Here is a 24,401-nt window from a genome sequence, read left to right as displayed (position 1 = left end):
GCGACGTCATGGCCTTGCAATCCCTCGATATCAAACGGCGCTCGGCCACCACCGTGCAGCCGCCGTCCGTGCGCGAGCCGGCGACGGGCGCGGTCGCCAAGCTGATCGATGTCACGAAGTGCATCGGCTGCAAGGCCTGTCAGGCCGCCTGCATGGAATGGAACGACCTGCGCGACGAGATCGGCACGAATCAGGGCGTCTACGACAACCCGGCGGACCTGACCGAGCATTCGTGGACCGTCATGCGGTTCGCCGAGTACGAGAACCCCTCGGGCAACCTCGAGTGGCTGATCCGCAAGGACGGCTGCATGCATTGCGAGGACCCGGGGTGCCTGAAAGCATGCCCCGCGCCGGGTGCGATCGTGCAGTACACGAACGGAATCGTCGATTTTCATGAGGAAAACTGCATCGGCTGCGGCTATTGCGTGACCGGATGCCCGTTCGACATTCCGCGCATTTCGAAGAAAGACCACCGCGCGTACAAATGCACGCTCTGCTCGGATCGCGTTGCCGTGGGGCAGGAGCCGGCCTGCGTGAAGACCTGCCCGACCGGCGCCATCATGTTCGGCACGAAGGACGACATGCGCCAGCAGGCAGCCGATCGCATCGTCGATCTCAAGGAGCGCGGATTCGAGAAAGCGGGGCTTTACGATCCGCAGGGCGTGGGCGGCACGCATGTGATGTATGTCCTGCATCACGCGGATCAGCCTTCGCTGTACCACGGCCTGCCCGACGATCCGCATATCAGCCCGCTCGTTTCGCTGTGGAAGGGCTTGTCCAAGCCGCTGGCGCTCGGCGCCATGGCGCTGGCGGTGCTGGCCGGGTTCTTTCATTACACGCGTGTGGGCCCCGACGAAACCTCGCAGGCGGACGAGGACGAAGCGGCCGAGGAAGCGCAGCGTATCCGCGAGCAACGCAAGGAGCGGCCATGAGAATGCGAGAACCGGAGACGATCGAGCGCTATTCGCCGGGCGAGCGCGCCTTTCACTGGATAACCGCCATTGCGTTCGTCCTGCTGGCGCTTTCGGGCCTCGCCCTGTTTCACCCGGCGATGTTCTGGCTCAGCGCGCTTTTCGGCGGCGGGCAGTGGGCGCGGATACTGCATCCCTTCATCGGCCTCGTGATGGCCGTCTCGTTTCTTGCATTGGCCGTGCGCGTCGCGCGCCATAACCTGCTGGATCGCGACGACGTACGCTGGCTCAGGCAGTTCGACGACGTGCTGACGGGCCGCACCGAACAGTTGCCGCCGGTCGGGCGCTACAACGCGGGGCAGAAGGTCATTTTCTTCGTGATGGCCGTATGCCTTGTGCTGCTGCTCGTCAGCGGCATCGCAATCTGGCGGCGGTATTTCGGCGATGCCTTGTCGGTCGGCGCCATTCGCGCGGCGTCGGTGGTTCACGCTGCCGTCGCGTTCGTGCTCATCGTCGGCATCATCGTGCACGTGTACGCCGCGATATGGGTGAAGGGCTCCGTCTCGGCGATGGCGCGAGGCAGAGTCACGCTCGGCTGGGCGCGCAAGCACCATCCCAAGTGGTTCAGGGAGAGCATCAAGTAGGAGGTGAAGCCGCTCGATTGGATGCATCGGGCGTCCGAAACGCGGCGCGCCCGCTGCGCTCACTCGCGTTCCGCTTCACGGTCACGGTTTGGCCACGTCCCTCTCGTACGAGCAATCGCGGCATCGTTCGGCATGCCCGCCCTCGCTCGTGCGGCGCGCATGCCGCGGCGCCGCTCCGGACAACCTGGAAAGGAGAGCCACCGTGCCTACGAGCAATGTCCCCGGCCAGAGCCATCTCAGCTTCCCCGGCAGCACGCTGCGTCATTTCAGCATCCGTATCCGGCGCCTCAATCCGTTCGGGGCGGCCAATTTCGTCGTCTACGAGACCCATAACAAGAACAACATCCGCAGCGCGGGAAGCTGCCCGGCGCTGTCCGCCGTGCCGAACTACATCGAGGTGATCATCCCGCAGAACGTGCCCTACACCGTGCAGGCGCTCGACGGCGATCTCACGGTGGAGGAGCCCGCCAATATCTGAGCGTTGGCAGCGGGCGCGAGGTCGGTTTCAGTTGCCTGCGGCCGATCTCACGTCGCTTTCCCGCGCGATTTCGCGCAGAGCGGCACGCATATACGCGACGAAGCGGGCCGTTACCGCGTCGTCCGTGCCGGCGCGCCACGCCAGCCCGACGCTCCATTTGGCATCGCGGCCCGGCAACGGCAGCACGGTGGCGTCTCGCAGCAGATGCTCGGCGCGCGAAGGAATGAAAGCGACGCCCACGCCAGCGGCTACCGAGGTCAGCAACGACTGGATGTCCTGCGCGTGCTGAGTCACTTGCGGCACGAAGTTGCGCCGGTTGCACCAATGGTCGATCTGGGTGGAGAGCCCGGGGCCGCGCCCGCGTGCGAGCGAAATGAATCCGAGCGCATTGAGGCTCGCGAGATCGCGTGGCAAACGCTCCAGGCCCGCGTGTGCCGGTGCCGCGAGTGCGAGCGTTTCTTCCACCACGCGCACCGAGGCGAGCCCCTCCGCCGCGGGGAGCCGCATGAAACCGACATCGAGCTTGCCGGCTGCGATGCGCCGGCTCTGCTCCGCCGACGAAAGATCGTAAAGCGCGATGCCGACGTGCGGATGCAGCCGGCGAAATTCGGCGATGAGCTTCGGCACCACGGTCAGCACCGAGATGCAGATGCCGATGCGCAACTGGCCGCGCCGCCCGCCGGCGGCCTCTCTTGCCCGGGCGAGGATGTCGTCGGCGTCGCGTACGAGTGCTTGCGCATCGGCGAGGAACGCTTCGCCAAAGGCGGTCAGTTCGGCGCCATGCCGGCCGCGCTCGAAGAGCCTGCCGCCCAGGCTCGCCTCGAGCGCGCCAATTTGCTTGCTCAACGCGGGCTGGGTGACATGGAGCGCATCCGCAGCCCGGCTGAAATGCCGCAGTTCGGCCGCAGTCAGAAACGCCTTGAGCAGCTTGATATCCATTCCGTCCAGTAATTTTATCGATCGAAACATTCATTTTACTTATGAATGCGCGCACCGTTTAATGAGGGCAACGAAGTTTCCGGTCAGCAACCGCACCATGTCCTCTTTGCCCTCTGCCGATTTTCGCGTTGCCGCCATGCCATTCGTGTGCGACGACGCCCGCCTTGCCACTCCGGGCGGCCTGTCGTTCATCGCCGACCGTTTGGCCGACGCACGACGGCAGGGCGTTCGACTCGCCGTGTTCCCGGAAATGTGCCTCGCACCGGCGTCGTTATTGATCGAAGAGGCGTCCGTGCGCCGCCGCCATATCGCTTCGATGGCCGAGCCGATCGACGGCGCGATGCTTCGCGGGGTCTGCTCGGTCGTGGAGCGTACCGGCGTAGCGGCCGGCGTCGGATGGCTCGAAGGCGCGGAGGACGGGCGGCTCTTCAACAGCTACCTCGTCTGCCTGCCCGGAGGGCTTCGCTTCCGCCACCGCAAGCTTTTCGTCGCGGGGCATCGGCATCTGAGCGGCGGCGACCGATATACGGTTTTTGCAACGCCGTGGGGCGTGCGTGCAGGCATCCTGATCGGTAGCGACAACTACCTGGTCGAGAACGCGCGTGCCGTAGCGCTGCTGGGCGCGACGCTGCTGATCGCACCGCACCGGCCCGATCGCTCGGAAATCGCGGGTGGGGGCATGGGGCGGGATTGGTTCGTGCAATCGCTGCCGGCGCGCGCGGCCGACAACGGAACGTTTGTGATTTTCAGCAGTGGGGGTGGCGCTTCCGGCCGCGACGCGAAGGGGCCGCCCGACCTTGGTGATTCGTTCATCGCCGATCCGGCGGGCTGTGTGCTCGCGAGAGGGGCGGGACGCTGCGGTGCCGTCGCCGAGGCAGCCATCGATGGGCGCCTTGCCGAATCGAGCGTGGCCCGGCGCTGGATGACTGCGCGCCAGCCGGATCTTTACGACGTACTGAGTGCGGTGGAGGGCCCGACCTCGAGCGTCGAGCGGTACGCCGGCGCGGCCACGGCGGGCGGCAGCATTGCGCTGAGCTTTGCCGTGGTCGGCCGCAACCCGAGGCGCGGGTGAGCCTGGCGATTCGATTGCGCGGACGGCAAGGGGAGCGTACCGGCAGGTGCGTGTCGCTCCGTTCGCCATCTTTTCGTTCGCTGGTGCGTTGTCGTGCGTACGCATGGTGCAAGATGCACCTGCGTTTCCAACCGGAGCGCCATTTCTCATTTTCGCCGTAACCGAAACTCCGTTCGCCGTCCTTTGCTGGCCGGCGCAGCGGATGGTCATGACCGATGTCCTGCGCGTTTCGCCGCAGCCCCGGGTCTTGGGCATGCATCACGCATGCCGCGACGAACATGGGCAATGCGGGCGAGCACAATCCGGCAAAGCAGGGCTATGGCATGGAATCCTTCAAATACGGCAACGCCGTAGATCACACGCGGTCTATCGAGGCAGATGCGCGCCTCGCGCGCCCGGTCAATCACCGCCGGGGACGACCGCACGCTGAAGAGCGTCGAAGGCAGGGTGAACTCGAAGTCGAGTCTCATCCGCGATCTCATGGAGCACGGTACGCCGGCAACGGCACATCCGGGCTAGCGCACCTCGAGCTATTCGGGCGCGCTCCAATATCCCGAACCATACGCCCCTGCATCGGCGGGTTTCGTGCACACCAGCGCGTGGCCCCGCTGCCGGGTTTGCATCGCGACCAGGGAATTCGAAATCAAGACAGGAGAGTATTATGAGCGGCAGAATTGGCCGAACGGGTTCGCCCGACTATTCGGAAATCCGTTCCGAGGAACCCGAAACAGAAAGCGTATCCTCGCATGCGAGCAGCAGCCGATCGAGTGCGCGTAGCGGCGAAGTACTACGCTGGTTGAGAGACTTGCCGGATGGACCACCGCAGCCGGGCAACCCCAACAACTGGGCGTGGCGTGGCGACGACGCCAGAAGTCGTGCGAGCACAGTGCGCGCCCTCTCCGAGTTTTCCGAACGTTCGAGCGGATCGCGAACGACGCGCCGCTCGGCAGCCGGCCGGCAGGAATCGGACCGGTCGTCGACGGTTTCGGGCGTCGGCGGTGCGGCCTCCAGCCTGAGCGGCGCCTCCAGCAACAGGACGACGCGCACGCGTCGCACCACTCAGCATGGCCATGGGCTCGGCCTCGGTTCGCATCTTGCGGAGTTGGGCCGCTCGCCGTCGGCCTCATCGTCGGTCGCAGCGCATACTTCGTCGAGGCGCTGGGAGGTTAGGATCGACGACACCCACCAGCAGGTCGAGTATGAGCCATCGGAGGCGAGCAGTTCTCTCTCCCGCGATGAAGACTCGTTGCGCGTCGGTTATTCGGACATTCGTCGTCAATCCGCCATCAACAGGAGTGCGGAAAAGATGTATGCGAACCTCGGGGACGAGCTGCCTGACTTGGTAAGATCGCAGGTGCTGTCCGGCAGGGGGCCATACTTGCCGAGAGATAACAAGAACCCGGAGACCGGTCGAGCGGTACTCGCGGTGTACGAGAGTATGGTCGAGGAGGGACATCGGAAGCTGGGCCCCGAGGATTGGAGGCGAAGGGAGCGCCTGTGGGAGATCGCCGAGGAGGCCCGACAGGCCGCACCGGCTGCACACATGGCCGGGCTCGATATCTCGGAGGATTCCTTCGAAGAGGATTGATCGAGCACGTTTGACCGGACTACTTTACTGCGCGGGATGCTCCTCACGATGGCCGAAGACGCGTTGCGCGGCCGCCATATCGGGGGCGTTCCGGCGGCCGCGCGATCGGTCGTCGGACGGTTATCCATCCGTCGTTGCGTCAAGCATGTCGATTTACGTCCGAACGGATTTGGCCTAAAACATCGTTTGTAGTCTGTTATGCGCCGTCCGGCGAGGGAAGCGCACCCTTCGTCGGCGGCAATGACTCATTCTTTGGGGCACGACATGACTCAGCGAATCCTGCAGCCGGGCGAGATCGAATCGCTGGATCGGACGGCCATTCCGCGTATTCGCTTGCCCGAGCAGAGCGGCGTCTTTGCCGCTCGCGCGACGCGGCTTTCCGAACTTGCCCATGGGCACCGGCTGTCCGGCTACTTGCAGCTCATGGCCGTGCTCGTTGCGGCGCAGGAGCGAGCTTTCTCGGGAATTTCGGCGCGTATGCCGAGCGATGCGGCGATGGCCGAAGCTCAGGCCCACTCGATGCCCATAGCCAATGCATTGACGCCCGGGCGCGATCCCGTATGGCGCGACGTGCTGCGCCAACTCGTGGAGCGTGTCGATGCGGCCGGCGCCGTGACGCCCGCGCTCGCGGCGCTGCTCGAACGGCTGCGCTGCGCCGCCGATGTCGAACTGGCCAGCGCGGCCGATGCCGTCCTGGCATTACGGTTCGCCGAAATCGACCCCGCAGCTGCCCCGTTTTTGATGGCGGCGCTGCAGGTGGTTTGGACCCAGGTGGCGAGCCGCCTCGATCCGCGTGCCGTTCCGTATCTGGAGGCCCCGGGGCTGTGCCCCGTTTGCGGCTCGCTTCCGGTGGCGAGCATAGTACGCATCGGCGGCGCTTTTCATGGTTATCGCTATTTGCAATGCAGTCTATGCGCGACCGAATGGCATATGGTGCGCGTCAAATGCTCGCATTGCGACTCGACAAGGGGCATCGCCTATCACGGCGTGGAAGGCGGCAACGAGGCCTTGAAAGCCGAGTCGTGCGACGAATGCCGCTGTTATCGAAAGATCGGCTATCAGGAGAAAGACCATGCCTTCGAGCCGCTTGCCGACGATCTGGCGAGCATCACGCTCGATGTGCTGATGGGCGAGGCAGGCTACCAGCGCGCGTCGCCGAATCCGCTGCTGTGGCCGCTCGTGACGGACGGTGCCGAATGAGCGGCTCCGCGCCCCTCAACCGTCAAGCGAGCGGCGAAAGCGGCGAACATCGACATTCGCCCGACCTCAATGAAAGGCTGGCCCGACTGCCATCGGTCGATCGCATCGTGTCTTCGCGCGCGGCCGCTCGGCTCATCGAACGGTACGGGCGGACACAAGTGCTCGCCGCGGCACGCAACGTCCTCGAGGAATTGCGCCGTTTGGGCCGCGCGCCCGGGAAGCCGCCCGTTGCCATGCCCACCGTCGAGGCGATCGCCGAGGCGATGTCGCGTCTGCTCGAAGCGAACGCCCAGCCGCGCCTGCGGCCCGTATTCAATCTGACGGGCACCGTATTGCACACGAACCTGGGCCGCGCATTGCTGCCGGCCGAAGCGGTACAGGCCGTCGTGACGGCACTCTCGCAACCGGTCAACCTCGAATTCGATCTTGCCTCGGGCGGGCGCGGCGAGCGCGATACGCTCGTCGAGGGCCTGCTCGTCGAATTGACGGGGGCGCAGGCGGCCACGGTCGTCAACAACAACGCGGCAGCCGTAATGCTGATGCTTTCCGCCCTCGCTTCCCGGCGCGAAGTCATCGTTTCGCGCGGCGAACTCGTCGAGATCGGCGGCGCATTTCGGATTCCCGACATCATGCGTTCGGCAGGCGCGAAGCTGTGCGAGGTCGGTACGACCAACCGCACGCATCTGGCCGATTACGAGGCGGCCGTGGGGGCGCGCACGGCCCTTGCGATGAAGGTCCATTGCAGCAACTACGCGATCAGCGGTTTCACGAAATCGGTCGAGTTGCCCGAACTCGTTCCGGCCATGCGCGCGCGCGAAGTGCCGGTGGCGGTCGATCTGGGCAGCGGCACGCTCGTCGATCTCGCGGCGTGGGGGCTGCCGAAGGAGCCGACCGTCCGGGAAACGATCGAAGCCGGCGCCGATCTCGTGACCTTCAGCGGCGACAAACTGCTCGGTGGGCCGCAGGCAGGCGTGATCGTCGGCCGTGCCGATCTCGTGGCGAAGATCCGGCGGCATCCGCTCAAGCGCGCGCTGCGCGTGGGCAAGCTCACACTCGCCGCGCTGGAGCCGGTTTTGCGTCTTTACCGTTCGCCCGAGCATCTGGACGGCGCGTTGCCCACATTGCGTCTGCTGACGCGCCCGCTCGACGATATTCAGGCCTGCGCGCAACGCGTGCGGCCCGTGCTGCAACGTGCGCTCGGCGGCGCCTATGAAGTTGCGGTCTCGCCGATGTCGAGCCAGATCGGCAGCGGCGCGTTGCCTGTCGACCGCTTGCCGAGCTTCGGGCTTGCGGTGCGTCCCGCGTTGGACAAGCACAGCGGGCGGGCGCTGTCGCGGCTCGAAGCGGCGATGCGTGCGTGGGCGCGGCCCGTGATCGGCCGGATTGCCGACGATGCGCTGCTGCTCGACCTGCGCTGCCTGGAGCTGCGCGACGAAGCGGTGTTCGTCGCGCAATGCGATTCGATCGTTCCGAGGCCGGCCGCATGATCGTCGGCACCGCCGGGCACATCGACCATGGCAAAACCACCCTCGTGCGGGCACTGACGGGCGTCGATACCGACCGGCTCAAGGAAGAGAAAACGCGCGGCATATCGATCGAACTCGGCTATGCCTACGCGCCGTTGCCGAATGGGGAGGTATTGGGCTTCATCGACGTACCCGGCCACGAACGGCTCGTGCATACGATGACGGCGGGTGCGTGCGGGATCGATTTCGTGCTGCTCGTGATCGCCGCGGACGACGGCATCATGCCGCAAACGCGCGAGCATCTTGCTATCGTCGAGCTACTCGGCATTTCCGAGGGTGCGGTCGCGTTGACGAAGGTCGATCGCGTAGACGCCGAACGCCTGCACGCCGTGCGCAGCGAGGTGAGCGGGTGGCTCGAAGGCTCAGCGTTCGCCGGCTGCCCGATCGTCGACACTCGGTCGCTGTGCGAAGACGACGCCGGTGTCGCGGCCTTGAAGCGGTATCTGGCGGAGCGAGCCGCCGTCAGGCCGGCGCGGCGGACCGACGGCTTTTTTCGGCTGGCGGTCGACCGCGTGTTTACGCTGGCCGGCGTCGGAACCGTGGTGACGGGGACGGTGTTCGCCGGAACCGTGAGCGCAGGCGATTCGCTGTGCGTGGCGCCGCGGGGCGTCGCCGTACGCGTGCGCGGCATTCACGCACAAAACCAGCCGGCCGAGCGAGGCTTCGCCGGGCAGCGCTGCGCGCTGAACCTCGCAGGCATCGCGCGCGATGAGGTCGCACGCGGCGATTGGATCGTAGACGAGCGGCTGGCTGCGGGCTCCGAGCGCCTCGACGTGGAGCTCGTATGGCTGCGCGATGCCGGCATCGCATTGAAGCATGGCATGCCGCTTCATGTGCATCTCGCCACGACGCACCGAATGGCGCACGTGGTGATGCTCGAAGAGCGCGAACGCGGCGCGCGTGTCCAACTCGTATTCGATGCACCCGTGTGCGCCCTGGCGGGCGATCGCTTCATCCTCCGCAACGCGCAGGCCACACATACCGTCGGAGGTGGGCGTGTGCTCGATCCATTTGGCCCGGCGCGAAAGCGGGCCACGTCGCAGCGGCGCGCATTGCTCGACGCGCTGGCGCAGTGGCTCGATTCGGGACGTATCGACGAAGTGCTGAAACATGTGCCCTCGGGTATGACGCGGCCGGCGCTCGAACGTTTGATCGGCTGTGACGCGAATGCGATCGCGCTGCCGGGCGAGGCCGTTGCCGTAAGCACGAAACATCGAGGAGGAGCCGACGAATACTTCGTGCATCGGAACGAGTGGAGGGCGATGGGCGAACGGGCGTTGTCCGCACTGCGCGAGTTTCACGCCAGGGCGCCCGACGAGCAAGGGCCGGAGATGGGGCGCTTGCGCCGTATCGCTGCGCCGCTCGTCGACGAGGGGCTATGGAATGCGCGGATCGAGGCGCTGCTCGTTGACGGCACACTCGTGCGAGTCGGCCCATGGCTGCATTTACCCGAGCATCGCGCCCATTTGAGCGAGCAAGAGGACGGGCTTGCGCAGCGGATGCTGCGGCTCCTGGACGAGCAACCCTATGAGCCGCAGTGGGTGCGCGATCTGGCGTCGGAGCTGGGCGAACCCGAGGACGTCGTTCGCCGGCTGGTTCGGGTGCTTGCGCGTCGGGCGGAGGCCTATCAGGTGGTGCCCGACCTCGTGTATAGCCGCAATGCGGTACGAGCGGTTGCGCAACTGATCGTCGCGCTGATCGAGCAAGGCGAGTGCGGGCTTGCGGCGGCAACGTTTCGCGATGCATCGGGGCTCGGAAGAAAACGCGCCATCCAGGTGCTCGAATTCTACGATCGTATCGGGCTCACGCGCTTTCAGCGCGGCGTGCGCTTGCTGCGGCCCGACAACCGGTTGCTGGATTCGTTGTAGCCCGCATCGTCCTCGCGCTGCCTGCCCGATCGGACGATTTCGCGCGGTGTCGCACCGAGCAGCCGGTTCATCCATTGCGCCATGTGGCTTTGATGCGAGAAGCCCGTTTCGAGGGCGATCTGGCTTGCTTGCAGCTTGCCTTGCAACAACAGGTCGCGTGCGCGCTCGACGCGGCGCTGCACGACGTATCGGTGTACCGGCATGCCCATCGTCTCGCGAAAGAGCGCTTTGAAATGCGGCACGCTGAGTTCGACGAGAGCTGCGAGCGTGGCGAGGCTCAGGCGCTCGTCAAGATGGCTTTCGATGAAGTCGACGACTCGGGCGGCGGCGCGCGGCGAAAGCGTGTGCCTGCGCCGGGCGTCGGCCGGCGGCGCGCCGGCCAGGCGCACGATCATGGCCGTGCACAGGCTCTCCGCGTAGAGCGGATCGGAGGGAGTCTGCGCTTCGAGTTCGGCGCGCAGACCCCATGCGAGGTATTGCAGGCGCGGATCGCGCAATTGGAACTGAGGGTGAATGAGCGCTTGCGAGGCCTTGAGGCCCAACTGGTCGAACGTGGTTCGCGCGAAGTGCTCGCCGATCCAGATACGCAGAATGGTGCTGTCCGTTTCGTCGATCCATTCGCCTTCGAGCCCGGCCGGGACGACATCGGCGTCGCCATGCGTTTGAACGCGCACGCAACGGCTTTCGTCGCAACGGCAGCGTGCCTTGACGGGCGGGCCGACATGAAAGGCGACGCGATGCGCACGGCTTGCCGGCACCTGATAGACCCCTGCCGGGAACGCGAGCAATTCGGCGCCGAAACCTTCCCAGCCCAGGCCGACGCTCGAACGCAGCGCGTGGCGGGATGTCGGCGTTGGAATCGTGGCTTGTGCAATCGTGCTCATGACGCGTGTTCCGCTGAGTAGGTGGGCGGTCGAACCGCCCCGGCGAAGGAGGACGCTCGAATGCCCCGATTGTGCAGGCTTTTCGCACATTTTGCTGGCTTCGCCTTGCGCCGGTTTCGGGTGGCCGGTCCATCATCCGTTTTTGTGAATTTGCATCCGTTCGTGAGCGCCGGTGTCTTCGCTCGTCGCTAGCATGGGGGCCATTCAATCGAGCGTTTGCGAGGTAACGGACCGTGTATGTGATCTTTGGTGCATCGGGCAACGTGGGCCGCGCAACGGTCGAGGCGCTGCGGCGCGCGGGAGTGCCTGTTCGAGCGGTGTTGCGCGACGAGCGGTGCGCGCGGCCGTTCGAGCGGCTCGGTTGCGAGGTCGCTTATGCGGACATGAGCCGCAGCGTGGAGATTGCGCGCGCAATGGCTGGGGCGCGGGCGGTGCAGATCTTGTGTCCGGTCCCGCGCGATGATCCGCAGCCCGAGGAGACGATGCGGCGGACCATCGATGCGGTTTCGGCGGCGCTGCGGGCCGCGCCACCGCCAGTCCTGCTGGCGCTTTCGGATTACGGCGCCGAAGTGCCGAGCGGGACGGGAATCACGACGCTCTTCCACGAGATGGAAGAACAGTGGCGCGATCTTGCATCCCGCTCGTCCATGCTACGTTCGGCGGAACACATGCATAACTGGGCGCGAGTGATACCCGCTGCATTGGCGACCGGAACGCTGCCGAGCTTTCACCATCCGGTGAGCAAGCACTTCCCGACCGTGGCGGCGAGCGACGTCGGGGGCGTGGCCGCGGCGCTCCTGCTCGACAGCGAGAGCGGGTCGCAAAGGCGAATCGTGAGTGTGGAAGGCGAGCGGCGCATTGACGTATGCGAGGTGGCGCAGGCACTGAGCCGCGCGAGCGGTCGCGATATCGAGGCGATCGAATTGCCGCGAGGCGAGTGGGAGCGGACACTTCTGAGCGCCGGGATGAGTCCTGCCTATGTCCGGCTCATCGTCGAGCTTTATGACGCTCATAACGCCGGGAGAATCGATGTGGAGCCGGGCTTGAGCGAGCGACGGTTCGGCGAGACGACGATCGACACGGTATTTGCCGGGCTCGTGCCGAGCGGCGCGGCAGCGCGGATTGTGCCTCCTGGACATGACGAAGGAGCGCGGCGATGACCCCGACCGATGCGCGCCGTGCCGTATGCCGAGGCGCTGGGCGACACGTGGGCGTGCAGGCGAGTCCGAGGCGCCGGGGAACCACGCGCGGTTTCGCGGTACGCCGGCCGATCGGGGGCGTTGTCGGCGGATGCCTTCATGTAATGGAGCGATTGTTGCCGTTCCTCGCGGCCATCCCCGAGCGCAATGAGGATTTCACGCTGTATTGAGCGGCCTGGCTCGGCTGCGTGCGACGGGTATAGCCCGATGCGTTGGGCTGCCGATGCCGGTTGCGGTCGCGCGTGCGCCCGCTATACTCGATCGCACGGCGCCGCATCGCGGATGCCGTGCTCGAAGGAAGGCATCCGCATCCGGTGGTGCGGCCGGGCTTCAAACCCGGTTGGGGGCGCCAGCCGCTCCCGGGTCGGTTCGACTCCGGCTGCCTTCCGCCACACAAGGCTTGCCGGGCATTCCGCTATCTTTGTGGAAGAGACCACAGATCGCCATTGTGGAAAAGCGTCTTCAGGAAAAGGTCGCGTCAAACACGCACTACGCTCTTCTGACCACGGTGCCCGGCATCGGCCAGACGCTTGCCACCGTGATCGTGCTGGAAACCGGGGGCATCCAACGTTTCGCCAGCGGTTTCGCCAGCGCGGGCAACGTCGCCTCCTGCGCGCGGTGCGTGGACCCGCCCGTGCGTTCGGTCCTTGGCGGCAGTGCTTCGTCGCGGTGACGATCGTTTGCCTGGGTAATCGTTCCAGAAATTCGATGACCCAGGTGAGCCGATTAACAAGTTTGACTTTACAACCACACAGAAAAGATCGTTTGTGGCCGAAATGTTCCGAAGCCAAAGTCGGACGATGCGCGGTGGCTGACGGGAGAGCACATCGTCGCGAGCGGAGGTATGCGGTAATCCACCACGCGCCCAAAAAAATAGCGCCGCAGGCATTCGACCTGCGGCGCTATTCATGGCGCGGACAGCTACGACGCAAACGACCCGCCGTAGTCCGACAGCACGCTTACATCGTCACCGTGTCGGCCACTTCCTTGAAGTCTGCGATCTGGTCGAAGTTCATGTACTTGTAGATCTTGTCGCCGTTGGCATTGATCACGCCGATGTCGGCCATGTACTCCTCCTTGGTCGGGATCTTGCCCAGACGCGAGCAGATCGCAGCCAATTCCGCCGAACCGAGGTACACGTTCGTGTTCTTGCCCAGGCGGTTCGGGAAGTTGCGGGTCGAGGTCGACATGACGGTTGCGCCTTCGCGCACCTGGGCCTGATTGCCCATGCACAGCGAGCAGCCCGGCATTTCGGTGCGGGCGCCGGCCGTGCCGAACACGCCGTAGTGCCCTTCTTCCGTGAGTTGCTTCTGGTCCATCTTGGTCGGCGGGGCCACCCACAGCTTGACGGGGATGTCGCGCTTGCCTTCGAGCAGCTTCGATGCGGCACGGAAGTGGCCGATGTTCGTCATGCACGAGCCGATGAACACTTCGTCGATCTTGGCGCCCGCCACGTCCGACAGCGTTTTCACGTCGTCCGGATCATTCGGGCAGGCCACGATCGGCTCATGGACGTCGGCCAGATCGATCTCGATGACGGCGGCGTAATCGGCGTCGGCATCCGGCGAGAGCAATTTCGGGTCGGCCAGCCACTGCTCCATCGCCGCGATGCGACGCTGCAGGCTGCGCGGATCCTGGTAGCCCTGGGCGATCATCCACTTCAGCAGCGTGACGTTGCTGTTGAGATATTCGATGATCGGCTCCTTGTTCAGGCGCACCGTGCAGCCGGCGGCCGAGCGCTCGGCGGAGGCATCCGACAGTTCGAACGCTTGCTCGACCTTCAGATCGGGCAGGCCTTCGATTTCGAGAATGCGGCCCGAAAAGACGTTCTTCTTGCCTTGTTTGGCAACCGTCAGCAAGCCTTGCTTGATCGCGTACAGCGGAATCGCGTTGACGAGGTCGCGCAGCGTCACGCCGGGTTGCATCTTTCCCTTGAAGCGCACGAGCACCGATTCCGGCATGTCCAGCGGCATCGTGCCGGTGGCGGCCGCAAAGGCGACGAGGCCCGAGCCGGCGGGGAAGCTGATGCCGATCGGGAAGCGGGTGTGCGAATCGCCGCCCGTGCCCACGGTGTCGGGCAGCAGCATGCGGTTCAGCCACGAGTGGATCACGCCGTCGCCCGGGCGCAGCGCGATGCCGCCGCGCGTGCTGATGAAGTTCGGTAGCGTCTGGTGGGTCTTCACGTCCACGGGCTTCGGATAAGCGGCCGTGTGGCAGAACGACTGCATGACGAGGTCGGCCGAGAAGCCCAGGCACGCCAGATCCTTCAGTTCGTCGCGGGTCATCGGGCCCGTGGTGTCCTGCGAGCCCACCGAGGTCATCTTCGGTTCGCAGTACGTGCCCGGCCGCACGCCTTGGCCTTCCGGCAGACCGCAGGCGCGGCCGACCATCTTCTGGGCCAGCGAGAAACCCTTGCCGCTATCGGCCGGCTGATGCGGCAGGCGGAACAGCGTCGACGGCGGCAGGCCCAGCGCTTCGCGCGCCTTGGCGGTCAACCCGCGGCCGATGATCAGCGGAATGCGGCCGCCGGCGCGCACTTCGTCGAACAGCACCTCGGACTTGACCTGGAACTCGGCAATCACTTCGCCGTTCTTGAAGGCCTTGCCTTCGTAGGGGCGCAGTTCGACCACATCCCCCATTTCCATCTTCGATACGTCGAGTTCGATCGGCAGCGCGCCGGCGTCTTCCATCGTGTTGTAGAAGATCGGGGCGATCTTGCCGCCCAGGCACACGCCGCCGAAGCGCTTGTTCGGAACGTAAGGGATGTCTTCGCCCGTGAACCACAGCACCGAATTGGTGGCCGATTTGCGCGAGGAGCCGGTGCCGACCACGTCGCCCACGTAGGCGACCAGATGGCCCTTTTCCTTCAGCGACTCGATGAACTTGACCGGGCCGCGCTTGCCGTCCTCTTCCGGAACGATACCGGGGCGGGCGTTCTTCAGCATCGCCAATGCGTGCATCGGAATATCCGGGCGGGTGGTGGCGTCCGGCGCCGGCGAGAGATCGTCGGTGTTCGTTTCGCCCGTCACCTTGAAGACGGTGACAGTCAGGCTTTGCGGCACTTCCGGGCGGCTCGTGAACCATTCGGCGTCGGCCCAGCTTTGCATCACGGCCTTGGCGTGTGCGTTGCCCTTCTCGGCCAGTTCCTTGACGTCATGGAACTGGTCGAACATGAGGAGCGTCTTTTTGAGCGCGTCCGCAGCCACCGCGCCCACTTGAGCGTCGGACAGCAGTTCGATCAGCGGCTGGATGTTGTAGCCGCCCAGCATCGTGCCGAGCAGCTCGGTGGCACGCTCGCGCGAGATCAGCGCGCAAGCCGTCTCGCCTTTCGCCACGGCGGCCAGGAAACCCGCCTTCACGCGGGCGGCTTCGTCCACGCCGGCAGGCACGCGGTGAGTAATCAGATCGACCAGGGTCTGCTCTTCGCCGGCAGGCGGGTTCACCAGCAGTTCAACCAGCTCGGCGGTTTGCTGGGCCGTCAGCGGCAGGGGGGGAATACCGAGTGCGGCGCGTTCGGCCGCGTGAGCACGAAATTTTTCAAGCATGGGGGACCTGCTGATTTGGCGTTTCAGGGGAAGACTTTTTCAAGCGTCTCCGAGGCGCTTCCTGGGCACTGCTTCGTTCGCGATTCTAATCGCAGCGGCGCCTAACGTCAAATGTCTTATATCTTATATAAGAGTTGGATAGTGAAACCTGCGAAACGCTTCGTGCGACGCGCGTGCGTCTGTAAGGTGCGTCGCATATGATGAGGGCCCGCGCCTCGCTAGTTTCCGCACTCAATACCGATGTTCGACGTCGATTCAGGCCCGACCGCGCTGCGCGTATTCGATTCCGTGAGAGCGCTCGCGTTCATCGGGGATCTCAGCATGGGGCAGCCCACCGACCATTCGTTGCGCACCGGATGGCTGGCTGCGCGTCTCGCGCATGCGGCGGGGCTCGATGCAGAGGCTCGCGATACGGTTCGCGAGGTGTCGCTGCTGCGCTGGTCCGGCTGCACCGCGAACGCCGAGGGTTTCGCGCAGGTGTTTGGCGACGACATCGCGGTCCGTGTGGCGATGCTCGAAGGCCGGCCAGGCTGGGCCGAGCCGCTGGAAGCGTTGGGCGGTACCGGCGCCGTCATGAGACCGCTCGCGCAAATCCATTGCGAGGTGTCGGGCGAGGTCGCGCGCATGCTCGGCCTTTCGACCGTTACCGAAATCGCGCTGCGCCACATTTTCGAAACGTGGGACGGTACGGGCCTGCCCGCGCGCGTTGCGCGCGACAAGGTGCCGATGCCTGTATTCGTCGTTGCGCTTGCGGGCGACCTGGAGATTTTCAGCCGCGCGTATGGCGTCGAGGGCGCGCTCGCGCTGATCGGGCAACGTGCAGGCGTGCGATACCCGGCGCCGCTCGTCGAGGCCGCCACCCACCATGCAGCGGGCTGGCTCGCGGATCTCGAGCGGGTCTCGCTTGCGGATTTCGATGCCGCGCTGACCACGCCGGATATGCGCGGCACCACCTCGGCCGAATTGATAGCCGACGTGATCGATCTGAAATTGCCGTGGATGACGGGCTTTTCGCGCAACGTTGCCGCAACGGCTGCCGCGTGCTGCGCACGGCTCGCGGCCGATGAGGCGGCGCAAGCGCGCGTTTATCGAGCCGGATTGATCCACGGCATCGGCCGTGCCGCCGTGCCGAACGATGTATGGAACCTGCCCACCCCGCTGCCTGCCAGCGCCTGGGAGAAGGTGCGGCTTGCGCCGTATTGGGCGGCGCGGGCAGGCAGGCAGACGGGCGCGCTCGGAGAGGCAGCCGAACTGGCGTCGTATGCCTACGAACGGCAAGACGGTTCGGGATATTTCCGCGGCGCGGACGCTCGGGCGTTGACGCTGGAAGCGCGCGTGCTCGCCGCATCGGTGGCATGGATCGCGTTGCGCTCGCCGCGGCCTTGGCGCGCGGCGCTATCCGCCGGCGCTGCCGCACAAACCCTGCGCTCGGAGGCGGCGGACGGCAGGCTGAGCGTGGAGGCGGTCGAGGCGCTGCTCGTGGAGGAGGCGCCCGTCGCCAGGCGGGCGGTCAAGCGCGCGCCGCAAGGTCCGCACCTGTCGGCACGCGAGATCGACGTGCTGCGCGTCATCTCGCGCGGTGCGAGCAACAAGGAGGCCGCGCGGCAGTTGGCGCTGAGTCCGAGCACGGTGCGCACGCATGTCGAGAGCGTGTTCCGCAAGCTCGAATGCACCACGCGGGCGGCGGCGACGCTCAAGGCGTCGTCGATGGGGCTGCTTTGAGCGTCAACGCCCCGGATTTCCCGCTGCCGCCATGATCCACGTTTTGAATGCGATGACCGCGTCGTCGTCCGCGCGATCGGTATTCACAACCAGCGTGTAATCGGGGGCGTGCCACGCCGGCTCGGACAGGGGGCATACGAGACGTCCTGTTGCGATCTCGCGTTCGATCAACGGCAGCGATGCCAACGTCACGCCGAGGCCCTCGGCCGCCGCGCCCAATTGGAGAAAGACGTGATCGAAGTCGAGGTGGCGGGCGCCTTGCAGTCTTGGCGCACCGGCCTCCCGCAGCCAATCCGACCATGCTGTGCGCGTGCTCGTGGAGTGAAGGAGCGTGTGATCTCGCAAATCGGCGACGGTCCTGATCGGGTGGCTCAGCAGCAAGGCCGGACTGCAGGCGGGCAGGCGCAAGTCGGGCATCAGCGTCGTCGACGCGAGGCCCGCCGCGTTCTCGGGCCCCGAGCGCACGCCCACGTCGAATGCCTCTCCGACGTAGCGCAGCTTGCGCGAGGTCGTGGAGAGCCGCACGTCGATGTCGGGGTAACGAGCGTGGAAATCGGACAGACGCGGTATCAGCCAGCACAAAGCGAAGCTCGCCAGTGCATTCACGCGCACGACGCCTGTAATGCGACGGGCAACGGACTCGTGCCGCAGACGGGTGGCCGAACTGCTCAGCCGCGAAAATGCACCTTTGACGTCATCGAGCAGGGCCGCGCCTTCGTCGGTAGGGACGACGCCGCGTGAGCGCCGCTCGAAGAGCGGAACGCCGAACCAGTCTTCGAGCAATCGGATTTGTTTGCCGACGGCCCAGTGCGTGACGTGCAGATCACTCGCCGCGGCCGCGAAACTGCCCAGGCGGGCGACGGCCTCGAAGTGCCGCAGCGCGTTTAATGGCGGCAACCTTTCCGCGTCCTTGCCTGTGCGTTTGCCCGCGGTGTTCGTGGTGTCCATGGTCATGGGTGACTTTTTCTCACGTCTCGCTCGATTTTACGTCGGTTGTAACACGTTCGGGACGAACCTAGACTACGGGCATCCCGCAACGAACGCTCGAGCTGTCGCCAAGCCCCGCGCTTGTGCGATTCGGCCTGATCATGAGACTTTTTTCCTTCTCCTCGCCAACGACGCGCGCGGACGGCAGGCCGGATCGGCTGGCCTCCGTTTCACGCAGGCGCGTATTGTGGCTTTCATGCATCGCGCACGCGCTGCACGACGGGTACACCGACATGATCTACGCCTTGCTTCCTGTTTGGCAGGCGGATTTCGGACTCGATTTCGGTGCCCTGGCTGTGTTGCGCGGAGTGTATGCGGGCACGATGGCAACGCTGCAGATGCCTGCCGGGCGCCTCGCCCACCGATGGGGCACGCGTGCGACGCTCGCGTTCGGCACGTTCCTGGCCGCGCTGGGCTATGTCGTCGCGGGTATGTCGGGGACCCTGCTGGGCCTGGGCGCCGGGCTCGCCATTTCCGGGTGCGGTTCAAGCACGCAACATCCGCTGGCTTCAGGCGCCGTCGCGCGCGCGTATGGGCGCGAGGCCCGGGGGCCGCTCGGCATCTACAACTTCGCGGGCGACCTCGGAAAATCCGTGTTTCCGGCGGCGCTCTCGCTGCTGATGATCGTGATGGCGTGGCGCCATGCGCTCTGGGCCGTGTCGGCCGCGGGCGTCGTGGTCGCGGCGGTGATTGCACTTTTTCTCCCATCGGTATCGAGAGACGCGCCGTCCGTCGAGGAGCGATCGAGCCGGCCCGCGCGCGGCTCGCGAGCGGGATTCTCGCTGCTGTTTACGATCGGCGTGCTCGACACGGCTGTGCGTATGGGGTTGTTGACCTTCCTGCCATTTCTGTTGAAGACGAAAGGGATCTCGCAACCGATGATGGGCACGGCGCTCGCGCTCGTCTTCATCGGCGGCGCCGCCGGCAAGTTCGTTTGTGGTTGGCTCGGTACGCGCGCGGGCGTGACGGGAACCGTGCTCGCAACGGAAGGCGGCACGGCGGCGTTGATTTTTGCCGTGATGTACCTGCCCCTGGCGCCCGCTGTGATCGTGCTGCCGTTGCTCGGCCTCATGCTCAACGGTACGTCGTCCGTTCTCTACGGAACGGTGCCCGAGCTGACTTCCGTCGAGCGTACGGAGCGGGCATTTGCGCTCTTCTATACGGGCACCATCGCTTCGGGTGCACTGTCTCCGGTTGCTTACGGGATCCTGGGGGATGGAATCGGCGTACTCGGCGCCACGATGGCAACCGCGTTCACCGCGCTCGCCATCTTTCCCCTGGCGCTCGCGCTTCGTCCGCATCTGCGTCCCGCCTGAGGCTTGTCCCCGGGCGGGCACCCATCGGCATTGGGCCGGCCCGGAAGTCCGAGCGGCCATATCGACTACGCGGCGCCGGAGGCTGCCGTCGATCCGCTTTCCTCGAGTCGGCAATCTCGAGGTGCCGACTCGATATCCCGAATTTACATCGGCGGCGCAACGCCGTCTTTTTCGACCACGACGAGTCGGCCGTCATAGGTGCCGGGAGCCTTCGGTGTTGCCACGACGAACACCTTCTTGCCCGCGGTCAATTCGGCGCGGGTTGCTGGAACAAGCGTGACGACCGGAGCGCCGGCCGGCACCATGATGCTGTTGCTGCCGCCCTTGTACGAAAGTTTGAGATCGCGCCCGCTCGTGCTTTGCACGACCGTATCCACGTCGGCATTCGTCATCGTGCTGTTCGCGCCCAGATCCCACGCATAGTGGCCTTCGCCCGTACCGCGAGCGGCTTCCGGAAATACCACCACTTCCTTTGCGGTCAGCTTGCCGTCGGGGCCGGGCATGGCCGCCGCGCCGACATACGAGCCCGGTTTGATATCGGACAGCTGGATCGCCTTCACGGCGTTGATACCGGATGACTCCTTCATGTCGATCGTCACGGTGTCGCCGCTGCGCCGATGCACTTTCAGCGTGCTGCCGGCGAACGACACGATTTCGCCACGAATGCGCTGGGGCTTCTCCGCGGGAGATTGAGCGAATGCTGTGCCGGCGAGGGCGAGCGCGACAAAGGAGGCCGCGAGCTTGAAACGTTGGGACATTATTGCTCCATCGAATGAGTGGATTAATTGAAATGACAGCCGTGCGCGGCTTGCGGTTCAGGACCCGCCGAACCAGTTGTAACCCTGGTTTTCCCAATAGCCGCCGGGAAATTCGTTGGTGACGGTGATGGCGACGATATGCTTCGGGTTTTTGTAGCCGAGCTTCGTGGGAATGCGAAGTTTCATGGGGAAACCGTACTTCGCGGGCAGGATATGGCCGTCATAGGTCAGCGTGAGCAGTGTCTGCGCATGCAATGCAGTCGGCATGTCGATGCTCGTCCAGTAGTTGTCGGCGCAGTGCAGCGCGACGTATTTTGCGGTGGTGTCGGCGCCGGCCCGCAGTAGAAGGTCGGAGAACCGAACGCCGCCCCACTTGCCGATCGCGCTCCAACCCTCGATGCAGATATGCCGCGTCACCTGGCTGCGCTGCGGCATCGCCCGCAGCTCGTCAAGTGTCCAAACGCGCTTGCCTTTGATCAGACCGCCGAGTTCGAGACGATAAGTTCGCGCGTCGACGTCCGGCACTTCGTCAATGTCATAAAAGGCATTGAACGGGAATGGACGAGTGATCATCGATTCCGGATAGGTTGGCGCCAGATTGCGCGGATCGAACATCAGGGCTTGCGCCGCATCGTTGAGCGAAGACATTTTTCGCAGTGCGGCGTTGACCGATCTGTCGTTCGTCAAATCGCAGCCCGACAACAGCGCCAGTCCTCCCAGCGTCAGAATTCGTTTGCCGAACAAGCGGCGAGCGGACGACGGCAGCTCTTTTTGCGCATCCCGGATGAGCGAGGCGGCATCGAGCGGGTGTTCGGATTTTTTCGAAGTCATGTCGATCAACGGCCCCGGATCATGGTGAGTAGCGATCGCGGCACCAGGGCAACCATTGCGACGTGTATCGCGAGAAAGGCGACGAGGACGCTCATCGCAGCAAAGTGAATAATGCGGGCGGTGTCGAAGCCCCCCATCAGCATTCGCAGGAGCGGGAGCTGAACCGGCTTCCAGATCGCCAGGCCTGACAGCACCGCGAGCACGATGTCGGCGATCACGGCGAGGTAAGCCAGCTTCTGCGCCGCGTTGTATTGGCCCGGATCGCCGTGGGCGAGCCTGCCGCGCAGCGCGGCCGCGAGGTCGGTGGCAATCGCGCGAATGCCGATGGGAAAGAGTCGCGTGCGCAGGCGTCCCGTGAAAATGCCGAGGGCAAGGTAGACGACGAAGTTCGCGGCCAATATCCACATGACCGCGAAATGCCAAAGCAGTGCGCCACCGAGCCAGCCACCCAGCGTGATGGAGGCCGGAAACCGGATGGCCTGAAAAATCGGCGACGCTTCGTACACCTGCCAACCGCTCAGGCACATGAGCACGATCGAAGCCGCATTGATCCAGTGGCTGACACGCACCCACAGGGGATGTATCGGTGCTTGATGCAAGGCAACCTCGCTGTTGACGGTGGCGAAAAGGGTTTGGCCTGACTGCGGGCGGCGCGCAAACCCGGCGCGCCCGCGGCTGACGGCCGCCCGCATCGAACGATGGTCCGTGGCCGACCGTTCCAACCGTTACGTGCCGCGATCCTGGACCGGGAACCAGAGTCGCATGCAGGGCGACGCGGCGGTATCGGTTAAATGACCGACCCGGCACATCGCCAGCGCGCGCCGATTGAGAAGGGGGAGTCGCACCGTTGGCCATGCAGCGCTGTGGACTGTCGCCGGCGTCGTCGAGTCTCGGCATTCGGTGGCAGGTGATCGCGATGTACGCGCCGGGATTCGTCGCCGGCCGATTGGTGGCTTGCAGTTGAGCCTGTTCGGCCGATGTCTGAGCGCGGGCGCCGCGGCTGCCGCACCACGGTGCAACATCGGCCCTTGCACCTGCTACGGCCAGCGATGTAGGGAAATCCTTACAAAATATTCGCGGACGGAGGATAATGCCGGCGCCAAGGGGTTAATAACGATAGAGCGGGCACAAATGAATAAGAACGGGGTCACTGCGGCAATCTCACGCCGCACATTAGGGCTATTTTTTGCGTTTTCCTTGATCTTTGTCATCCCGAAGTCTTTTTTGGTCGATTACACGACCGGGATGGCAAGCAATTCGGAGCGGTGGGCTTATATCGTCATCGCAGATGCGATACCTGCCAGCCTTGTCGCTGTCTGGGTATGGTGCTATGCGGGGCGTGTTTCAGTCCGCCACGCCCTTGCATCGGCTGGGCCGGATCCTCTGCTGAGCCTGCGATTCATTGCCTGCATGGTGGTGATGTTCGGGCATTATTTTGGCGTCGTGTTCGCTCCGCCGTCGGGGCCTGCGGTGCATCCGCATTTCATCGAGCGGCTGCTGATGTCAGCGCCGTGGGCCGGCGTTTGGATGTTCTTCGTGCTCTCAGGGTACTTGATGGGCAAAGGATTCTTCTCGGGGCGGTATGCGCTCGATGAATTCGGCGTGGCTGATTTTCTCTGGAATCGGGCGCTTCGAATCTGGCCCGTTTACGCGTTCGCGTTGTTCGTCGTAATGGTCTTTGTGTATCCCCAGACCTTTCAGCGTGCCAATTTGTGGATGCCGGCCCAGGTGCTGCTGATGGACTATAGCGGCCACATGCCGATCAACATTATTGGGGCGCTCTGGTCTGTCAGCACGGAGTTCCAGTTCTACCTGCTCGCGCCGCTGATTGCATTGGCGATCAACTGGGTCGATCGAAAGTGGGGGGCGCGATATTGGATGCTCGCACTCGTGATCGCAATCGGTTCTGTGGTTAACATTTGGCTGGCGCGCAGAATGGATTGGGATCTGCTGCGGATGCTGAAGTACATCTACAATCCGATCGGCGCGAATCTGTTTCTGTTCGTGGCAGGAATGTTCTTCGCCAAACTGCGGATGAACACGGGCAAAAGGGCGCCGGGAATGCTCTCCGCCGGCTCGATGGTGCTTGGCTTGATGCTGCTCGCGCAAACGCTGCTGGCCTCCTACATGGCGTTTTACGGAACGCGGTTTGCACGGTACCTCGTGTATGTGCCACCACTGGTTGTCGCGGGGACGCTCCTCACCATCGGATTGTGGGAGTCCTGCAAGGTCGAGGGGCGCATGGCATGGTTCGTTCGCTGGACGCAACTCGGCGGTACGCTGACGTACTGCATCTACGTCCTTCACTCCGATGTCATGTTGGCGCTCCGCAAGATCGCGCCGCCGGTAATTGGCCTGACGCAACAGGCAGCGTATGCGCCGCTCGTGTTCGGTTTGACCTTCCTCTTCAGCTATGCGATGTATCGGGGCGTCGAAAAACCGGTCGCAGGCTTGAAGCGCTGAGCCGCAGAGGCATGCGGCATGGTCGAATTCGGCGGCGCGCGTCAGCGCCGCGCCGCCATGCGCTGTTGGATGCGCATGCGCCCGGGTGGCTCGAAATATGTGCCGAACCGGACGAGCCCGGCTTTCTTGAGATGACACGTCATCTCGAAGCTGACAAGCACGCCCGGATTGTCGTTTTCGAGAATCTCGACGTCGATGGCCCGGATGCGCGGTTCGTATTTCAACAGCGTGGCTTCCATTTGCTGCTTCAATATGTGGGCGGATGAGGGCAGGGCCTTATAGATGTTCGTCAAATCGGGCAGGCCGTAATCGGGAAGATGCTTGAGCGAACCGGCTCGCGTGTCGAGGATGCGTTGGACATTGCGCCGAATGCTCATGCATTCGAGTGTCCCGTCGTCGTAGTTGGCGAGCGGCTCGCCGTCTATATGGCCTAGCAGCATGTCGTAAAGGGAGGGGCCTGCCTGCACGGT

General features: G+C 64.7%; 20 protein-coding genes, 1 tRNA gene and 1 pseudogene. 14 read left to right on the top strand and 8 right to left on the bottom strand.

Translation table 11 applies throughout. From position 1 onward, the window contains the following. Positions 1–8 precede the first annotated feature (8 nt). The 3 genes from fdxH to U0034_RS25280 all read left to right on the top strand — a co-directional run bounded on the left by fdxH (position 9) and on the right by U0034_RS25280 (position 2,033). Positions 9–932 (top strand): formate dehydrogenase subunit beta, encoded by a 924-nt coding sequence (fdxH, locus tag U0034_RS25290; RefSeq protein ID WP_085229302.1) that lies wholly within the window; start codon positions 9–11, stop codon positions 930–932. After that, a complete protein-coding gene (locus U0034_RS25285; RefSeq protein WP_085229301.1) occupies positions 929–1,555 on the top strand; it encodes a formate dehydrogenase subunit gamma in 627 nt (208 codons plus the stop codon). Before fdxH ends, U0034_RS25285 begins: the two co-directional genes overlap by 4 nt. Positions 1,556–1,757: 202 nt before the next feature. Next, a complete protein-coding gene (locus tag U0034_RS25280) occupies positions 1,758–2,033 on the top strand; it encodes a hypothetical protein (RefSeq protein WP_139831192.1) in 276 nt (91 codons plus the stop codon). A 27-nt stretch (positions 2,034–2,060) separates the two neighbouring features. Here the strand turns inward: U0034_RS25280 and U0034_RS25275 are convergent, their stop codons facing one another. Continuing rightward, positions 2,061–2,972 (bottom strand): LysR family transcriptional regulator, encoded by a 912-nt coding sequence (locus tag U0034_RS25275; protein WP_085229299.1) that lies wholly within the window; start codon positions 2,970–2,972, stop codon positions 2,061–2,063. Positions 2,973–3,069: 97 nt separating this feature from the next. Between U0034_RS25275 and U0034_RS25270 the strand changes: the two genes are divergently transcribed. From U0034_RS25270 to selB, 5 genes are all read left to right on the top strand, one after another. Beyond that, positions 3,070–4,044: a nitrilase-related carbon-nitrogen hydrolase gene (locus U0034_RS25270; protein WP_233211810.1), complete on the top strand. Its 975-nt coding sequence runs from the start codon at positions 3,070–3,072 to the stop codon at positions 4,042–4,044. A 661-nt stretch (positions 4,045–4,705) separates the two neighbouring features. Further along, positions 4,706–5,632 (top strand): hypothetical protein, encoded by a 927-nt coding sequence (locus U0034_RS25265; protein WP_139831191.1) that lies wholly within the window; start codon positions 4,706–4,708, stop codon positions 5,630–5,632. A 264-nt stretch (positions 5,633–5,896) separates the two neighbouring features. Further along, a complete protein-coding gene (gene fdhE, locus U0034_RS25260; protein ID WP_085229295.1) occupies positions 5,897–6,832 on the top strand; it encodes a formate dehydrogenase accessory protein FdhE in 936 nt (311 codons plus the stop codon). Beyond that, the gene (gene selA / locus U0034_RS25255; RefSeq protein ID WP_085229294.1) at positions 6,829–8,319 is read left to right on the top strand and encodes an L-seryl-tRNA(Sec) selenium transferase; all 1,491 of its coding nucleotides are present in this window, start codon (positions 6,829–6,831) and stop codon (positions 8,317–8,319) included. The genes fdhE and selA overlap by 4 nt, the downstream gene beginning before the upstream one ends. Then, complete coding sequence (gene selB / locus U0034_RS25250; RefSeq protein ID WP_085229429.1) at positions 8,316–10,226, top strand: selenocysteine-specific translation elongation factor; 1,911 nt, start codon at positions 8,316–8,318, stop codon at positions 10,224–10,226. Before selA ends, selB begins: the two co-directional genes overlap by 4 nt. On the opposite strand, the gene U0034_RS25245 is transcribed toward selB, so the two are convergent. Beyond that, on the bottom strand, positions 10,172–11,110 hold the full coding sequence (locus U0034_RS25245) for a helix-turn-helix domain-containing protein (protein ID WP_085229293.1): 939 nt from the start codon (positions 11,108–11,110) through the stop codon (positions 10,172–10,174). The genes selB and U0034_RS25245 overlap by 55 nt on opposite strands. A gap of 233 nt (positions 11,111–11,343) precedes the next feature. Between U0034_RS25245 and U0034_RS25240 the strand changes: the two genes are divergently transcribed. The 3 genes and pseudogenes from U0034_RS25240 to U0034_RS25230 form a co-directional block, all read left to right on the top strand. After that, complete coding sequence (locus U0034_RS25240; RefSeq protein WP_085229292.1) at positions 11,344–12,270, top strand: NmrA family NAD(P)-binding protein; 927 nt, start codon at positions 11,344–11,346, stop codon at positions 12,268–12,270. A gap of 335 nt (positions 12,271–12,605) precedes the next feature. After that, positions 12,606–12,701 (top strand) — tRNA-Sec (locus U0034_RS25235). Positions 12,702–12,745: 44 nt separating this feature from the next. Then, positions 12,746–12,937: pseudogene (locus U0034_RS25230) on the top strand (transposase); the annotation flags it as partial. A 331-nt stretch (positions 12,938–13,268) separates the two neighbouring features. On the opposite strand, the gene acnB reads toward U0034_RS25230, so the two are convergent. Further along, positions 13,269–15,854, bottom strand: a complete 2,586-nt coding sequence (gene acnB, locus U0034_RS25225; protein WP_085229290.1) for a bifunctional aconitate hydratase 2/2-methylisocitrate dehydratase — start codon at positions 15,852–15,854, stop codon at positions 13,269–13,271. Between the two features lie 240 nt (positions 15,855–16,094). Here acnB and U0034_RS25220 point away from each other — a divergent pair, with 240 nt between their 5' ends. Beyond that, entirely contained in the window at positions 16,095–17,576 is a 1,482-nt protein-coding gene (locus U0034_RS25220) for an HD domain-containing phosphohydrolase (protein ID WP_085229289.1), read from the top strand. Between the two features lie 3 nt (positions 17,577–17,579). Here the strand turns inward: U0034_RS25220 and gcvA are convergent, their stop codons facing one another. Next, complete coding sequence (gene gcvA / locus U0034_RS25215) at positions 17,580–18,530, bottom strand: transcriptional regulator GcvA (protein WP_386092460.1); 951 nt, start codon at positions 18,528–18,530, stop codon at positions 17,580–17,582. Between the two features lie 134 nt (positions 18,531–18,664). Between gcvA and U0034_RS25210 the strand changes: the two genes are divergently transcribed. Further along, positions 18,665–19,879: an MFS transporter gene (locus tag U0034_RS25210; protein WP_085229288.1), complete on the top strand. Its 1,215-nt coding sequence runs from the start codon at positions 18,665–18,667 to the stop codon at positions 19,877–19,879. Positions 19,880–20,022: 143 nt separating this feature from the next. Here the strand turns inward: U0034_RS25210 and U0034_RS25205 are convergent, their stop codons facing one another. The 3 genes from U0034_RS25205 to U0034_RS25195 are packed head-to-tail and all read right to left on the bottom strand — an operon-like array spanning position 20,023 to position 22,160. Beyond that, a complete protein-coding gene (locus tag U0034_RS25205) occupies positions 20,023–20,637 on the bottom strand; it encodes a hypothetical protein (protein WP_085229287.1) in 615 nt (204 codons plus the stop codon). Between the two features lie 57 nt (positions 20,638–20,694). Next, positions 20,695–21,468, bottom strand: a complete 774-nt coding sequence (locus U0034_RS25200) for a molybdopterin-dependent oxidoreductase (RefSeq protein ID WP_085229286.1) — start codon at positions 21,466–21,468, stop codon at positions 20,695–20,697. A 5-nt stretch (positions 21,469–21,473) separates the two neighbouring features. Further along, positions 21,474–22,160: a cytochrome b/b6 domain-containing protein gene (locus tag U0034_RS25195; protein ID WP_085229427.1), complete on the bottom strand. Its 687-nt coding sequence runs from the start codon at positions 22,158–22,160 to the stop codon at positions 21,474–21,476. Between the two features lie 439 nt (positions 22,161–22,599). On the opposite strand from U0034_RS25195, the gene U0034_RS25190 reads away from it, so the two are divergent. Then, positions 22,600–23,931, top strand: coding sequence for an acyltransferase family protein (locus U0034_RS25190; RefSeq protein WP_085229285.1), 1,332 nt, complete (start codon positions 22,600–22,602; stop codon positions 23,929–23,931). Positions 23,932–23,972: 41 nt separating this feature from the next. Here U0034_RS25190 and tssE read toward each other — a convergent pair whose 3' ends face one another. Next, complete coding sequence (gene tssE, locus U0034_RS25185; RefSeq protein ID WP_085229284.1) at positions 23,973–24,398, bottom strand: type VI secretion system baseplate subunit TssE; 426 nt, start codon at positions 24,396–24,398, stop codon at positions 23,973–23,975. Between the last annotated feature and the right edge of the window lie 3 nt (positions 24,399–24,401).

Origin of the sequence: Trinickia caryophylli (genome assembly GCF_034424545.1) — a bacterium.
Taxonomy (GTDB): Bacteria; Pseudomonadota; Gammaproteobacteria; order Burkholderiales; family Burkholderiaceae; genus Trinickia; species Trinickia caryophylli.
The sequence above is the reverse complement of the archived record's forward strand: the minus strand, read 5'-3'. Positions and strand labels throughout refer to the sequence as shown.